Origin of the sequence: Rhodococcus sp. USK10 (assembly GCF_019378875.1) — a bacterium.
Classification (GTDB): domain Bacteria; phylum Actinomycetota; class Actinomycetes; order Mycobacteriales; family Mycobacteriaceae; genus Rhodococcus_F; species Rhodococcus_F pseudokoreensis.
The window spans coordinates 171526-185656 of record NZ_CP076047.1; the positions used below are offsets into that span (position 1 = coordinate 171526).

The window sequence follows — 14131 nt, forward strand, 5'->3', positions numbered from 1 at the left end:
TCGGTCACCGCTCGTCCGGACCACGCTCACCGAAAGCATCGGTGGCGAGATAGAGGGAGTGACGACGACGTTCGCCTTGAAAGCGCACGCCGGTGTTCGAGCACCGCTAACGGCTCGAGAACGACTGTCGCCCCTCACCGGCATCCTGGTGCGGGACCCCAGTCGTCACGACATTCTGATTGACCTCTCGTCCGGTGCGTTCGCCGCGCACGACGCCCCCGGCCTTGATCCAAGTTCGGCGCCCGGCTGCGATCGCAGGAGGGGGCGGGGCACTCGAGTTTGAGAATTGTGTGTCAACAACGCCAGACCGACGTCTATGGCGCATAGCTCCAGCCACGCCCGGTCGAGGGCGAATCGACTGCGTCTTCATAGATTGAATCGGTGAACCCGCCTCCGAAATCCATTGTCACAGAGGTGTCGTCGAAGCTTTCCTGAATGGCCATCTGCGCGCTCTCGGGAAGGGTATGCATGATGTGCCGGACCCGCTCCTGCCGGCGGGCCACGGCCTGCCGGAACGGCATCCCCGGCGTCGCCTTCATCTGCGGAACGATGCCCTCGACATCGTCGACACCACCGGCATGATGACCGGCGTCGACCATCGCCTGCTCGGCAGCCATGGTGGCATCGTCCTTCTCCTCCGACATCCCGATCGGACCGATCATCGTGCCGTTCAGGAACTGCTTGACCACCGGCTCCTCCGAAGTCAGCAGCACTTCCCGCGGTCCGAACATCACCAACTGACGACGAAACAGCATGCCGATGTTGTCCGGCACCGTCCGCGCCAGGTTGATGTTGTGCGACACGATCAGAATCGTCGCATCGATCTCCGCATTGATGTCGATCAACGTCTGCGAAATGTACGTGGTGCGGACGGGGTCGAGGCCGGAGTCGGGCTCGTCCACCAGAATGATCTGCGGATCCAGCACCAGCGCCCGCGCCAGCCCGGCACGTTTGCGCATACCACCGGAGATCTCCCCGGGCAGCTTGTCCTCGGCCCCGAGCAGGCCGACCAGCTCCATCTTCTCCATCACGATCTTGCGGATCTCGGACTCGGACTTCTTGGTGTGCTCCCGCAACGGGAACGCCACGTTGTCGAACAGGTTCATCGACCCGAACAGCGCACCGTCCTGGAACAGCACCCCGAACAACTTCCGGATCTCGTACAACTCCTTCGACGAGCACTCGAGAATGTTGGTGCCGTCGATCACAATCGACCCCTGCTCCGGACGGAGCAGACCGATCAGCGACTTCAAGAACACCGACTTACCCGTGCCCGACGGACCCAGCAACGCACTGACCTCACCGGCCGGAAGGGTCAATGTGACGTCCTGCCAGATCCGCTGCGAGCCGAAGGATTTGGTCAAGTCCTGAACCGCCACTTCCACACCCATGTCTACCTCCTGTGATCCACCTGCTTGCACTGACACGGAACTACTCACCCGGCGCGCGGACCAACGGTCTGATCGGTTTACTCCGACACATGAGGGTCCCTGGACGAGCTCAGGCGCGACTGACATGCGCGTTGCAGCCACGCAGTCCATACCAGCTACGTCGTCTCGTCACCATAAAGCAATATGTGATAACAAAGAACCCCGGTCGTCAGAATTTTCCACAAGACCGAAACTCCCACCGAGATCTCCGCGCACACGCCTCGCGGGATGGCGACATGCAGGGAGGGGCACGAGACATGCTCGGCCAGATGCCGTCTCAGGGACGATAGAGCACGCCGATGACGGCAATCATCATCACAACCCAAGCTCCACCTTGACGTTATAACATAGTGCGCCTTAGTGTGTGTCAGCACACAACCCCCGCAGAAATATGTCCCGCGACACGGTTGCTCGTAACCGCCCGAAACGCGGGAGCGGGGACAGATGGCAACCAGCCGACACCCGGAATGACGAGTATCGGCGGGGCGCGAAGCGGTGCCCATGACTGTGCGACCAGATTCCACGAAGCCATGCAGACGCGCGTGACTACGCCGTCCGGCGGCCCGTTCCTACTGGAGGACACACGTGACAATGACGACGACTCCGCACGATACGTATCCGCTCATTGCAATATTGTCGGCGGCCGCGAGGGTAGACCAGGCAGTCCGGCTGTGGTGACCACCAGGATGCGCACCGCATCCGAGGCTGCTCGTCGCGGGATCTGGACGGTTGCCGGTGATGTCGGCGGCTTCTATCGGATGAGCGGGAAGACGTTCAAGCACATGTTCCGGCGGCCGTTCGAGGTCGAGGAACTCATCACTCAATCCTGGTTCATCGCTCGCGTCGCACTTGTCCCCACCATCATGGTGGCCATTCCATTTTGTGTGATCGTCGTCTTCCAGCTCACCCAATTGATGGCAGAACTCGGCGCTTCCGACCTGTCGGGGGCGGGAGCGGGTATGGCGGTGGTCCGTGAGATCGGGCCTCTCGTCAGCGTCCTCGTTGTCGCCGGCGCGGGTGGAACCGCAATATGCGCTGATCTCGGTGCGCGAAAAATCCGCGAGGAGATCGACGCAATCGAAGTCCTCGGTCTCGATCCCGTGCAGCGCCTCGTAGCGCCGCGTGTGATCGCTTCGACCCTCGTGGCTCTCGCGTTGAACGGAATAGTAACCGTCGTCGGTCTCACCGGAAGCTTCCTGTTCACCGTCCTCGTTCAGAACGCCAGTGCCGGCCAATTCGTAGCGAGCTTGACCCTATTGGTCAATCTCGTCGATTTCCTCGTCAGCGAACTGAAGGCAGCAGTGTTCGGGCTGCTCGCCGGGTTGGTCGCCTGCTATCTGGGCATCAAGGCCAAAGGTGGCCCCAAGGGGGTCGGGGACGCCGTCAACCAGACGGTCGTCTTCAGCTTCATGCTGCTCTTTCTGGCCAACTCGATCATCTCCGCAATCTTCCTCCAGTCAAAATATTAGGGGCGCAACAATCGTGTATCCCACGTCTCGAATGGGCAGGCGGCTTCACCTCATATATCGAGCGCCTGTCCGCAAGCTGACGGAAATCGGTTCACAGGCCGACTTCTACGGTCATGTCGTCACCGGAGTGCCACACGCGTCTCGGCGGTACTGGAAGGAGGTCATGCGACTGCTGGCGTCGGTGAGTCTCGGCACCGGTGGTCTCGCGGTGATCGGCGGCACTGTCGTCGTGGTCGTGTTCATGACTGCCGCGATCGGAGTGGAGGTAGGACTCCAAGGCTACAGTTCCCTCGCGAACGTCGGCATCGAAGCGCTCGCAGGCTTCGTGGCGTCGTACTCCAACACACGTGAGGTCGCGCCGGTCATCGCCGGCATCGCATTGACGGCCACCGTCGGCGCCGGATTTACCGCACAGATCGGCGCGATGCGAATCAGTGAGGAAATCGATGCACTCGAGGTCATGGCCGTCCCGTCGGTGCCCTTCCTCGTCACGACGCGCATTCTGGCGGGATCGATTGCGGTCGTCCCGCTCTACTGCCTGGCACTGATCGGTTCGTTCATCGCGACGCGCCTCATAGTCACCGCAGGGTACGGACAGTCCGGTGGCACGTACGACCACTACTTCAGCGTCTTCCTGATACCCAGCGACATTTTCTGGTCGTTCGTGAAGGCGTTGGTCATGGCCGTTTTCGTCATGGCCAATCACTGCTACCACGGGTATCACGCTTCCGGGGGGCCCGCCGGCGTCGGTGAGGCCGTCGGCCGTGCCGTCCGCTCCTCCCTGATATCGGTGATGATGATCGACCTCGTATTGGATCTCGCCATCTACGGTGGCGCCTCGACTGTGCACATCACGGGGTAGACAGTGACCACTCGACACTCCCAGCGGCTGCCCCTTCTCGGCTGCGTCGCGGTCTTCGCCGTCGGCGCGATGGTCGCGGCGGCGATTGCCCAATTCAACCAAGCCTTCACACGATCGGAGATCGTGACCCTCATGTCGCCACGCGCCGGCCTCCTCATGGAACCGGGCGCAGCCGTGAAACTCCGCGGCGTCCCCGTCGGCACTGTCGGTGACATCGATGTGGACGGCGACGGCGCGCGGCTGCACCTGAACATCGACCCTGACCGAATCTCCGAGATTCCCGGCGATATTAAGGCCCGAATCATTCCGCCGACGGTGTTCGGCGTCAAGTTCGTCGATCTGATCTCCGACACGGAAGCCACCCCGGCGAACCACCTCCGGCCGAACACCGTTCTCGCCACCGATGACGTTACCGTCGAGCTGAATTCGACCTTCGACGCGGTGATGAAGGCACTAGCAGCTCTCGACCCGCAGAAGCTGAACACCGCGCTCGGGTCCGTCGCCAGGTCCGTCGACGGTAAGGGCGATCAAATTTCGAATATTATGCGCAAGCTCGACGAGTACCTCAACAAATTCAATCCCAATCTTCCTGCCGTGGTCGATACGCTGCCAGCCGCAACCGAGGTGGTTCACGACTATTCACAGTCCTTCCCGCCCCTCATCGAGACCATGTCGAACGTCGGCATCACGAGTGAGACCGTCACAGAACGGCAGGCGCAGTTCGGCGCCTTCTGGCTGTCCATGACGAAGTTCGGCAACGACAACTCTGATTTCCTGCGCAACAACGGCGGCCGCCTCATCACCACCCTGGACGTCCTCGAGCCCACGGTTGGTGTCTTGGAGCGCTATTCGCCAGTGGTGTCCTGCCTGGTCGCGGGCTCGTCCTACAACGCCGATCAGTGGCGGGCGGTCATGGGTGGGCCCGGATACGGGGGTGTGCAGAAGAACATGAGCGCGGAGCTGGGCTTCGTTCCTGGGCTTCCCGCGTACGAATTCCCGCGGGACTTGCCGAAGACGGGTGTCGACACGGGCCCGGACTGTCACGGACTGCCGCACGCAAATCCGGATTCTGTCCCCTACGTCGCCTACGACACCGGCGCCAACCCCTACCCGGCCAAGAACAACAACATTCAAATCGGGTGGGTTCAGCTCGGACAGTTCCTGTTCGGAGATCTCGGAACCAAGGGGGCCGGCAACCCATGAAGAACATTGCGACAACAGTGAAACTGTCGATCTTCTTTCTGGTCGCTGCCATCGCCGCAGCCCTTCTCGGTCTCGCGCTGAACGAAACCCAGACTGGTGGTCCGAAATCGACGTATCACGCCATATTCACCGATGCGTCCTTCCTGAAGCCGAACCAGGAGGTCCGCATCGGCGGGGTCCGGATCGGAACCGTGGGCGGTCTCGAACTGACCGATGGGAACGAAGTGCGAGTCACGTTCGACGTGTCCGATGCACCTGAGCTGCCGGAGAGCGTGGAGGCCGCGATTCGCTACAAGAATCTGGTGGGTGATCGCTATCTCGAACTTCTCCCGGGCGACGGTGATGGTGCAGGATCTTTCCCCGAAGGTGGGACGATCCCGGTCGAGCGCACACGCCCGGCCGTCGATCTCGACGTACTGGTCGGTGGCTTCAAGCCACTGTTCCGTACCCTCGACCCCGAGCAGGTCAATTCCCTGACCGGATCGCTCATCGCCGCATTCCAGGGGGAATCAGGCTCGATCGCCACCCTGATGGCGTCGACGGCCTCGCTCACATCCACCCTGGCAGATCGCGACCAGGTCATCGGTCAGGTCATCACCAACCTCCGCGACGGCTTCGGCGTCATCAGTAGCCGGGATCGCACAGTGACGGACCTGATCGACCAACTGCAGGGATTGGTTTCTGCTCTGTCGGAGGGCCGCGACCCGGTATCGCAGGCCGTGGTGCAGATCAACGGTCTGACGTCCTCGGCGGCGGATCTGCTGTCGCAGGTACGGCCCGATCTGAAGGATTCTCTGCCGAAACTCCAGCAAGCCTCCACCACGATCAACGACAACACCGCTTCACTGGAAGGCACACTGCAAGAGCTACCGGAGACCTACCGTGCAGTCAGCCGGATCGGGGTCAGCGGCGACTTCTTCAACTTCTTCCTCTGCAACCTGCGATTCCAATTCGACCCGTTAGGTCAGGATGTCAAGACTCCGTGGATCAACAGTGACATTGCCCGCTGCAACGGAGAGCCGGTGAAATGAAGCAACTACGACTCCCCCGCTGGAGCGCAGCCGGCCTCGGTTTCGTCGGTACCGCAGTGATCGTGGTGGGCCTCGTTGCCGTTCTCACGATCAACGGCGGCATGGGCTCTTTCGGCGGCAGAACTTATCGTGCGGCCTTCACCGAGGCGGGGGGCATCGCATCCGGCGACAGCGTCATCGTCTCGGGGGTCCACGCCGGCAAGGTCGACGAGGTCGAGCTGATGGACACCTGGGTACAGGTCACCTTCACCATCGACAACGACTCGGTGGAACTGGGTGATCTCACCACCGCCCAGATCAAGGCACAAAACCCGCTCGGCCGCAAGGCATTGCAGGTGGTGCCGGACGGCGACGAAAACCTGGGCGACAACGAACTGATCCCGCTCGACCGCACGACGCCACCCTACGACGTCGCCGCCGCGCTCGAGGATCTGACGAAGAACGTGAGCGACATCGATACTCCCCGAGTCTCGGAGTACCTGGATGTCCTTTCCCGGACATTCGATGACACCACCGACGAGATCCGACCCTTCCTCGACGGAATGAAGCGTATTTCGACGACCGTCGGAAGTCGTGACCAGGCGGTTCAGGATCTCTTGGCGAGTACCGCCAGCGTGTCCGGAATCCTCGCGAGCCGGGACACCCAAGTCCAGCAACTCATCGGAGATGGCTCGACGTTGATATCGACACTGAACGAACAACGCCAGGCCCTCGACCAACTGTTCAGCAACACCTCGGCCCTGTCGGTACAGCTGAAGGGGACCGTGACCGACAATCAGGAACAACTCCGTCCTGCGCTGGTTCAACTGGACACCGCGCTCGCGCTCCTCCAACGCAACCGCGAGTCGGTCGCGGGGACTCTCACCGGTGGCGCCGGAGTGCTTCGCGCCCTGGGAGAGGTCCTGTCCGCCTTCCCCGGGTTCAACCTGTACATACCGAACCTCGCTCCCACCAACCTGATTCCCGGTCTGCCGGAACTGATGACGGGAGGCCGCTGATGTCCCCCACGACAGGCCGCGCAAGGCGGTGGGCGTACCTTGCGATCGGCGTCGTCGCAGTCATCACCATGGGATTCGGCACGATCACCGTGTGGAATCACGTCGCTCCGGCAACACGGGTCACCGCGCATTTCGAGCGGGTCAGCGGACTCTACACCGACGACGAGGTGCGCATCCTCGGTGTGAAGGTTGGAAAGGTCACGGACGTCGAACCCCGCGGTGATGAAGTCGTCGTGACCTTCGAGTTCGACGGCAACCGCAAGGTGCCGGCCGACGCGATGGCCGCGATCGTCGCACCCGCGCTCGTCAGCGGGCGATACATCCAAATCGCACCTGCGTACACGGGCGGACCTCAGCTCATCGACGGCGCCGACATACCGGTCGAACGCACGGCGGTGCCGGTGGAATGGGACCAGATCAAAGATGAGCTGACGACCCTCACAGACGCGCTCGGACCCCAGGGCAGTGACCAAGCCGGCTCCCTCGCACGATTCGTCGACAGTGCCGCTGCCGGATTCGAAGGCAATGGCCAATCACTTCGCGAGACCATCTCCGCGTTACACGATGCCGCGGCAACCATCGGACGGAACAGCACGAACCTCTTCGCGACGGTCGACAACCTCAACAAGTTCATTCGTGCGATGAACCAGAGTGACGCGCAAATACAAACTCTCACATCCCAGTTGGCTTCGATTGCAGCGTTGCTGAACGATAATCGGGGTCGGATGGCAGAAGCGCTCACGCAGCTGGATGAGGCCCTGCGCGCAGTGTCCGATTTCGTCCTGCAGAACAAGGACCGAATTCAGTCGAGCGTCGGCCAACTCAGCGACGTCGCGACCATGGTCCAAGAAAACCAGACCGCATTGGCCAATGTGTTGCACTCGCTACCGATCACCTTGGCCAACTTCTACAACATCTACGACCCGAATTCACATTCCTTCACCGGCAGAATCGCGCTGCCACATTTCGGCGACGTACCGACATTCGTGTGCCAGACCGTCTTCTCTCTCGGGGGGACCCTCGACGACTGCCGTGCATCTCTCGACCCCTACCTGAAGCAGTTCGACAATCCGAATCTGCCTCTGGGCTTCAACATCTTGAACCGTCCGGGTACCACCGACCAAGCAGCGGCAGGGGCCGCAACAGTGCCAGTTCCCGGGACACCGCCCATCACTACCGGCGCGCTGGGATCCCTCTTCGGAATTTCTGGAGGACCAAAGTGAGCCGCACACTCCGCCGCATCAGCGCATGCACCGCCCTCACCCTCGCCGCCGCCACCCTCACCGGGTGCGGGTTCAAAGGTGTCAACTCGATCGTCCTACCTGGTGAAGGAACGGGCGAGGGCAGCTACACCGTCTCCCTCCAATTCCACAGCGTCGCCAACCTGGTTCCGAATTCCGAAGTGAAGTTGAATGACGTCACGGTCGGAACAGTGAAGTCGATCCGCCTGGACGGCTGGCAACCGGTGGTGGAGGTCGGCATACGCGGTGACGTCGTCCTGCCGTCCGACACCACCGCGGCGGTAAGCCAGAAGAGCCTCCTCGGCGCCCAGATCGTCGAGCTCGCTGTCCCACCGAATGGACAGAGCACCGGCCATCTCGACGACGGTGCCGTGATACCGCTCGATCGCACCTCCAAGTTCCCGGAGACCGAGGAGTTACTCGGTTCCTTGTCACTGTGGCTCAACGGCGGCGCCGTCGACCACCTGCGAACCATCACTGTCGAGATGAACAAGTCCTTCGGTGGGAACGATCGAACAGTGCGGAACCTCATCGATCAACTCAACGCACTGATCGGAACGCTCGACACCCAGCGCTACGAGATCACCGGCCTGATCGATCAGATGGACACGTTCGGTAAGAGCCTCACAGATCAAAAGGTCGAACTCGGCAGTGCAATAGAACGACTCGAACCCGGGTTGACCGTACTGAACAGACAGTCGAACGACATCGTCAACGCCGCCGGCGCGATGGCGACCTTCGGAGATCTCGGCACCCAAACCGTCGAGGGATCACGCGAGTCGCTGCTGTCGATCATGTCGGACCTTCAACCGATCCTCGACAGCCTGGTAACCGCTGCTCCGGACCTACCGAACGCCGCCGACATCCTCCTCACCCTACTGTTTCCGGTCAGCACTCACGACAACGTCCTCAAAGGCGACTACCTCAGCGCTGCAGGCACGTTCAATCTCACCACCAAGGACCTCGGTGGGGCGTTTGCGACGGCTCCGATCGTGACCGCGCCACCAACCGACGCGGGACGGACAACCAATCCGTTGCAATCGTTGCTGATTCCCGCGCTTCCACTCCCCGGGCAGGGAAACTGACATGTTCACACGGTTGATCAAAATGCAGCTCACCGCCTTCGCCATCATCGCGGTCGTGGCCACAGCTGTCGTCATAGTTCAGTACCTGAAGCTTCCACGTCTCATCGGATTTCAGCAGTACCACGTCTCCGCGGAAATCACCGACGCCACCGGAATCTACGTCGGCGCCCTGGTCACCCTGCGTGGCGTCGAGGTCGGCAAGGTCGCTGGCCTCGCACTGCACGGAACCGGCGCTCGACTCGACCTCGCCCTCGACGACGCCACGTCGATTCCGGCCGACGTGCACGCCACGATTCGCAGTTCGACCGCCGTCGGCGAACAGTATGTCGAGCTCACGTCCGGAACGGACCAACCGCCCTTCCTGCACGCCGGTACGGTCATCCCCGCCGACCGCACGGCCCCGCAAGAGCCCATCACGAACATGCTGACGAGCGTGACCGCGCTTGCGCGGGCAATCCCGGCCGGCAATTCGGCTGTGCTTCTCGATGAGATGTCCACCGCTTTTCAGGGTGCCGAACAGGACATCCGGGAAATCATCTCGCACGCAGACACCATCGTCAGCGATGCCGCCGAACACGCTGACTCATCCGGCGAGGTGTTCCGAGAGCTTCCACCCTTCCTCCAGACCCAGAGTTCCGTCAACGCCGACGTTCAATCACTGACCAGGGATATGGCATCGTTCACCGCGCAACTTGCGCACAGCGACCATGATCTTCGGGCGGTCGTCGACGACGCTCCCACGACGGCAACAGCGATCACCGACCTGGAAGCGGGGATATCCCAGTCGTTGCCGGTGCTGCTCGACAATCTCACGTCCACCGGAGAAGTTCTGCGACTCCAGATTCCGGGCCTGACGCAGTCCCTGGTGTTGTATCCCGCTGTGGTCGCCGCGTTGCAGACGGCCTTCATCCACACCGATGAGGGAACGTCCATCCGCCTTCGGGTGCGCACAACGGCGAACGACCCGCCGCCGTGCTACGAGGGATTCAATCCTATGTCCGAGCAACGAGCGTGGGAGGACGTCAGTCCGGCACCGCAACCGGCGGACATGTACTGCAAGGTTGCCCAGGACGATCCGCGGGACGTGCGTGGAGCACGCAACACCCCGTGCGCGAACGACCAAGACCTTCGAACCCCCTACTTCGAGGAGTGCCTCGGCAGACCGCGTGGCAGCCAGCCCGTACCCGTCGGCTCGGTTCCCCCCGTCACGCTGTCGTCGCCCGGGTTCCCCACGCTCCCGCCGTCGTCGCCCGCACCGGCGGCCGCGACGGCACCGGCGCCGGATGGCGCTTCGGTCAGTTCGGGACTTCATGCGCAGACCAGCGATTGGAAAACCACGTACGACCCACGAACTGGGTTGTTGTCAGGTCCGGATGGGCGGTTGTACCTGCTGGGCACCGTGTCCGCCAAGGAGCAAGATATGGAGAAGAAAACATGGAAAAATCTGATTCTGAAGTAGATGTCGGTTCGGACACTGCTGTGGGACTCATCGATCGCGCAGACCCTCGAAATCCCCGGCAGGTCGACGAGAACGCGGAATCGGTAGCGACACGAGACGAGCCGGGCAATGGTGCGACATGGACCGCGCTCACGCACGGACGCAAGTACCTGGCCCACCACAAAGCCTTCAGCGCAACAATGTTCGTGCTCGTGGCGGCCATCGTCGCTACCTCCGTTGTCACAGCCACCTTGTGGGGCAGACTGCAGGACGCGAACCGAGCCGACGCGCGGCGTGCGGCCGTGCTCGACGTTGCTCGTGATACTTCGATCGGTCTCACGAGCATCAAAGCCGACACCGCGCAATCCGATATCGACCACGTCCTGAGCATGGCGACCGGTGCATTCAGAGACCAGTTCGCCCAGCAAGCAGCCACGGTCACCCAGATGGTCAGTGACAGCAAGGTCGATTCGGTAGGAAACGTCATCGAGGCCGGGATTGTCCACGAGGACCCGACAAGTGCACAGGTCCTAACGGCAGTGACCGCAACAGTCAAGAACGCTCAGGCCCCGGACGGCGAACAGCGGCATTTCCGCATGAGAATAAGCCTCGCCCAGGAGAACGACCACTGGATGATCTCTAATCTGGAGTTCGTCGCATGACCACCACCGAGAGCACAACCATGAAATCAACCGCCACACCTCAGGACGTGGTTCCTGCCGATTCGACGACGGCCGGTGAGCCGTCAGGCACCCCCACGGAGGTCTCGATCGAACCGGGCCACCCAGGCGCAAGTAGGAGTCGCCGGCGAGTCCTTGCACTCGGGTGCTCGGCGTTCATCCTCTGCGCGCTTCTCGCGATCGGCGCCGTACTTTTCGGGAAGGTGCGCGCCATGGAGACCACCGACGCCTCCCGAGCAGAGGCCGTGGCAGCCACCCGCGATCTGTTGCCCAAGGTTCTTTCCTACAGCTACGACACTCTCGATGCCTCGCTCACCGGCGCGACCGACGCCCTGACCGGAGACTTCAAGTCGGATTTCCAGCAACTAATCGACTCCGCCGTCCGGCCGTCGGCCGCCGATCGGAAGATCGTCACCACCACGGCTGTACAGGATGCGTCGGTAGTCGATGCCGACCAGGCGCATGCCACGGTGCTCGCGTTCATCAACCAGTCCACAACCGCTGCCGACCAGCAAACGCCGAAGGTTGACGGTGCCCGCCTTCGTATCGGCCTCGAGAAGGTCGACGGTCGGTGGCTAATCTCCTCGATCGACCCCGTGTGAGTAGGGTGTCGATCAACTCGGCTCGGCGTGGCTCGCTAACGCGTGACCACCGTGACAAGACCACGGATTGGTGCTCACGCTGGCGATGCTCACCACCATCACCGGCATCGGAAGCAGTCTCGGTGCACCGCTGACTCCTGCCACCGCTGGCCGATACGGGGGCGCATTGACCGATGCACAGTGGGCACTGAACATCGACGTTGCTCGTCGCGGCCGCCACCACCCCGATCATCGGCAGACTCGGGGCTGGGACGCTGCGTCGGCCGACGATCCTCGCCGGTCCCGTCATGGTGACTCTCGGGACGGTGCATTCGGCGATAGCCCAACTTCACCGTTCCGGTCACAGGGCGAGCGCTTCAGGGCTGGGCATCGCACTGACCCTTCACACTTGCGGTGGCGCCCCGGCACGTGGACACCGCGTTCGCGGGACGCCGGTCCCGCTGAAAGGATGTCCGTATCCCTCCTCGCAGGCTCGGTCGTTCGCGGCCGAGCACAAGGTCGAGGCTGCCCATCGTGTGATCGATTCCGGTCGCACCATCGCAGAAGTTCCCGGGAAATGCGCCTGAACAAGTTCAACCGTCTGCGCACTTGTGCAGCATCCGCGACACCCACGAGTGCTGACCACATGCCAGAACCACTCGATTGCCTGTCATGGCGCGTGTCTTCGTTCAGTACGTTACCGACGAGGCCGCCACGGTCTATTTCTGACGCCCGCCCAGCAGGCCCCTCCCTACTGCCAAAATCGCCGACAGGAAAAGGGCCCACCAGACTCTGCCCCCGCCGGCCGTTTGCCACCACAACAGCTGTCGGCCCCTATCCGGCCCTCCTTCTCCAGCACCGCCACGGCTTCCCTCGGCAGCGATGAGCCGTCCGTATGTTATCTGTTATATCGATAGCCTATCTGGGGTGATATATTCCAGATAGGCGCTGATGATCGATGCATAGGAATGTCCGAATCAGAACGAGGGGACTTCATGCGCTCACAAATATCGGCTGCTGACGTCGCTCCGTACGGGGCTGAAACCGCTCCGCTCAGTCGCTACTGCCTCGTTCGCACTTCGGAGTTGAGTCAAGCAGAGAATGAGGGCGCACAGTTGCTCTCTGAGAATCATCTCCGTATCCGGCCAGGACAGACACTGGACGCCCGCATACACGGAGTTTCGCTGGGCCCGATCAGTTTGTACTACATGAAGTATGGCGCGGAGCTCGAGGTCGTCGCTCCTCCACTCGATGATTACGTCGCATTGACCCTTCCGTTGGAGGGGACTATGCAGCTGCGGCAGGCGGGACACGAGTTCAGCGTCGCCGCGGGAAATTCGGCGGGAGTGATCTCTCCGGATCAGGACCTGCGGATGAAATGGAGCCCCGGCTTCGCGATGCTGTGCGCGCGTTTGGAGTTATCCGCGCTCACGGCCTTCGCCCGCCACCTTGCGCCGGATGCTGGGGAACGACAATTGGGCTTTGCGCCCCTGGTGAGCCGCCCCACCGCATTGGCCGCAGTATGGGGGGCAGTGAGCCTGATGCAGGACATGTTCGAGCGAGTTGATGCCTCCGAGCGAATTGCGCCGATGATGGTCGGACAGTTGCGGGAACAGTTGATGGCGACCCTGCTGATGGTGCAGCCGAACAGTTACTCAGCGGCGCTCCTTGCGCAGCCGAGGTCAGTCTCCCGATGTGCGGTACAGGACGCGGTTGATTTGATCGAGACCTCACCCGAGGCACCGCTCACGGTGGCGAGCATCGCTCGCGCGGTCAACGTAAGTCCGCGTGCTCTGCAGATGGGCTTCCGGCGCCAGTTGAGCACGTCCCCGGCCGCGTATCTGACCGAGGTTCGGTTGACCCGCGCCCGGCGCGATCTGATGTCGGCCGTCCCCTCGGACGGATCGACCGTCGCGGGCGTCGCCATGCGTTGGGGTTTTACGCATCCGGGCAGGTTCGCCGCCTACTACCGGCGCCGTTACGGCGAAGCTCCGTCTACGACACTGACGCGCAACGGCTGACTGGCGCCGCTACCACTCGCCCTGACACACAGCGGCGGTGCACCTCTTCAGGTAGCCCCCATCGCGGCCTGTGGCCAGGCCGCAATGGGGGC

At 62.2% G+C, this 14131-nt stretch carries 12 protein-coding genes; 11 read left to right on the forward strand and 1 reads right to left on the reverse strand.

Annotated features, from left to right (window positions below; all coding sequences use genetic code 11):
• Positions 1-314 precede the first annotated feature (314 nt).
• Positions 315-1391: an ABC transporter ATP-binding protein gene (locus tag I1A62_RS01345; RefSeq protein ID WP_257890335.1), complete on the reverse strand. Its 1077-nt coding sequence runs from the start codon at positions 1389-1391 to the stop codon at positions 315-317.
• Between the two features lie 725 nt (positions 1392-2116).
• On the opposite strand from I1A62_RS01345, the gene I1A62_RS01350 reads away from it, so the two are divergent.
• The 11 genes from I1A62_RS01350 to I1A62_RS01400 all read left to right on the forward strand — a co-directional run bounded on the left by I1A62_RS01350 (position 2117) and on the right by I1A62_RS01400 (position 14039).
• Positions 2117-2899, forward strand: coding sequence for an ABC transporter permease (locus I1A62_RS01350; protein ID WP_219453590.1), 783 nt, complete (start codon positions 2117-2119; stop codon positions 2897-2899).
• A gap of 31 nt (positions 2900-2930) precedes the next feature.
• Complete coding sequence (locus I1A62_RS01355; RefSeq protein ID WP_219453592.1) at positions 2931-3761, forward strand: ABC transporter permease; 831 nt, start codon at positions 2931-2933, stop codon at positions 3759-3761.
• 3 nt (positions 3762-3764) lie between these two features.
• Complete coding sequence (locus tag I1A62_RS01360; protein ID WP_219453594.1) at positions 3765-4964, forward strand: MCE family protein; 1200 nt, start codon at positions 3765-3767, stop codon at positions 4962-4964.
• Positions 4961-5995, forward strand: a complete 1035-nt coding sequence (locus I1A62_RS01365) for an MCE family protein (RefSeq protein ID WP_219453596.1) — start codon at positions 4961-4963, stop codon at positions 5993-5995. The genes I1A62_RS01360 and I1A62_RS01365 overlap by 4 nt, the downstream gene beginning before the upstream one ends.
• A complete protein-coding gene (locus tag I1A62_RS01370) occupies positions 5992-6993 on the forward strand; it encodes an MCE family protein (RefSeq protein WP_219453598.1) in 1002 nt (333 codons plus the stop codon). The genes I1A62_RS01365 and I1A62_RS01370 overlap by 4 nt, the downstream gene beginning before the upstream one ends.
• On the forward strand, positions 6993-8216 hold the full coding sequence (locus tag I1A62_RS01375) for an MCE family protein (protein WP_219453599.1): 1224 nt from the start codon (positions 6993-6995) through the stop codon (positions 8214-8216). Before I1A62_RS01370 ends, I1A62_RS01375 begins: the two co-directional genes overlap by 1 nt.
• A complete protein-coding gene (locus I1A62_RS01380) occupies positions 8213-9319 on the forward strand; it encodes an MCE family protein (RefSeq protein WP_219453602.1) in 1107 nt (368 codons plus the stop codon). The genes I1A62_RS01375 and I1A62_RS01380 overlap by 4 nt, the downstream gene beginning before the upstream one ends.
• Position 9320: 1 nt before the next feature.
• Positions 9321-10778 carry an MCE family protein gene (locus I1A62_RS01385; protein ID WP_219453604.1) on the forward strand — a complete coding sequence of 486 codons (1458 nt, stop codon included), beginning with the start codon at positions 9321-9323 and terminating at the stop codon, positions 10776-10778.
• A complete protein-coding gene (locus I1A62_RS01390; RefSeq protein ID WP_219453605.1) occupies positions 10754-11419 on the forward strand; it encodes a hypothetical protein in 666 nt (221 codons plus the stop codon). Before I1A62_RS01385 ends, I1A62_RS01390 begins: the two co-directional genes overlap by 25 nt.
• 230 nt (positions 11420-11649) lie before the next feature.
• The gene (locus tag I1A62_RS01395) at positions 11650-12039 is read left to right on the forward strand and encodes a hypothetical protein (RefSeq protein WP_219453607.1); all 390 of its coding nucleotides are present in this window, start codon (positions 11650-11652) and stop codon (positions 12037-12039) included.
• A 974-nt stretch (positions 12040-13013) separates the two neighbouring features.
• Positions 13014-14039 (forward strand): AraC family transcriptional regulator, encoded by a 1026-nt coding sequence (locus I1A62_RS01400; protein ID WP_257890336.1) that lies wholly within the window; start codon positions 13014-13016, stop codon positions 14037-14039.
• Positions 14040-14131: the final 92 nt, after the last annotated feature.

Excerpts from the sequence above, each read along its gene's own strand:
- I1A62_RS01345 (WP_257890335.1), bottom strand. The coding sequence starts at position 1,391 with ATGGGTGTGGAAGTGGCGGTTCAGGACTTGACCAAATCCTTCGGCTCG.
- I1A62_RS01350 (WP_219453590.1), top strand. The coding sequence starts at position 2,117 with ATGCGCACCGCATCCGAGGCTGCTCGTCGCGGGATCTGGACGGTTGCC.
- I1A62_RS01355 (WP_219453592.1), top strand. The coding sequence starts at position 2,931 with ATGGGCAGGCGGCTTCACCTCATATATCGAGCGCCTGTCCGCAAGCTG.
- I1A62_RS01365 (WP_219453596.1), top strand. The coding sequence starts at position 4,961 with ATGAAGAACATTGCGACAACAGTGAAACTGTCGATCTTCTTTCTGGTC.
- I1A62_RS01370 (WP_219453598.1), top strand. The coding sequence starts at position 5,992 with ATGAAGCAACTACGACTCCCCCGCTGGAGCGCAGCCGGCCTCGGTTTC.
- I1A62_RS01375 (WP_219453599.1), top strand. The coding sequence starts at position 6,993 with ATGTCCCCCACGACAGGCCGCGCAAGGCGGTGGGCGTACCTTGCGATC.
- I1A62_RS01385 (WP_219453604.1), top strand. The coding sequence starts at position 9,321 with ATGTTCACACGGTTGATCAAAATGCAGCTCACCGCCTTCGCCATCATC.
- I1A62_RS01390 (WP_219453605.1), top strand. The coding sequence starts at position 10,754 with ATGGAAAAATCTGATTCTGAAGTAGATGTCGGTTCGGACACTGCTGTG.
- I1A62_RS01395 (WP_219453607.1), top strand. The coding sequence starts at position 11,650 with ATGGAGACCACCGACGCCTCCCGAGCAGAGGCCGTGGCAGCCACCCGC.
- I1A62_RS01400 (WP_257890336.1), top strand. The coding sequence starts at position 13,014 with ATGCGCTCACAAATATCGGCTGCTGACGTCGCTCCGTACGGGGCTGAA.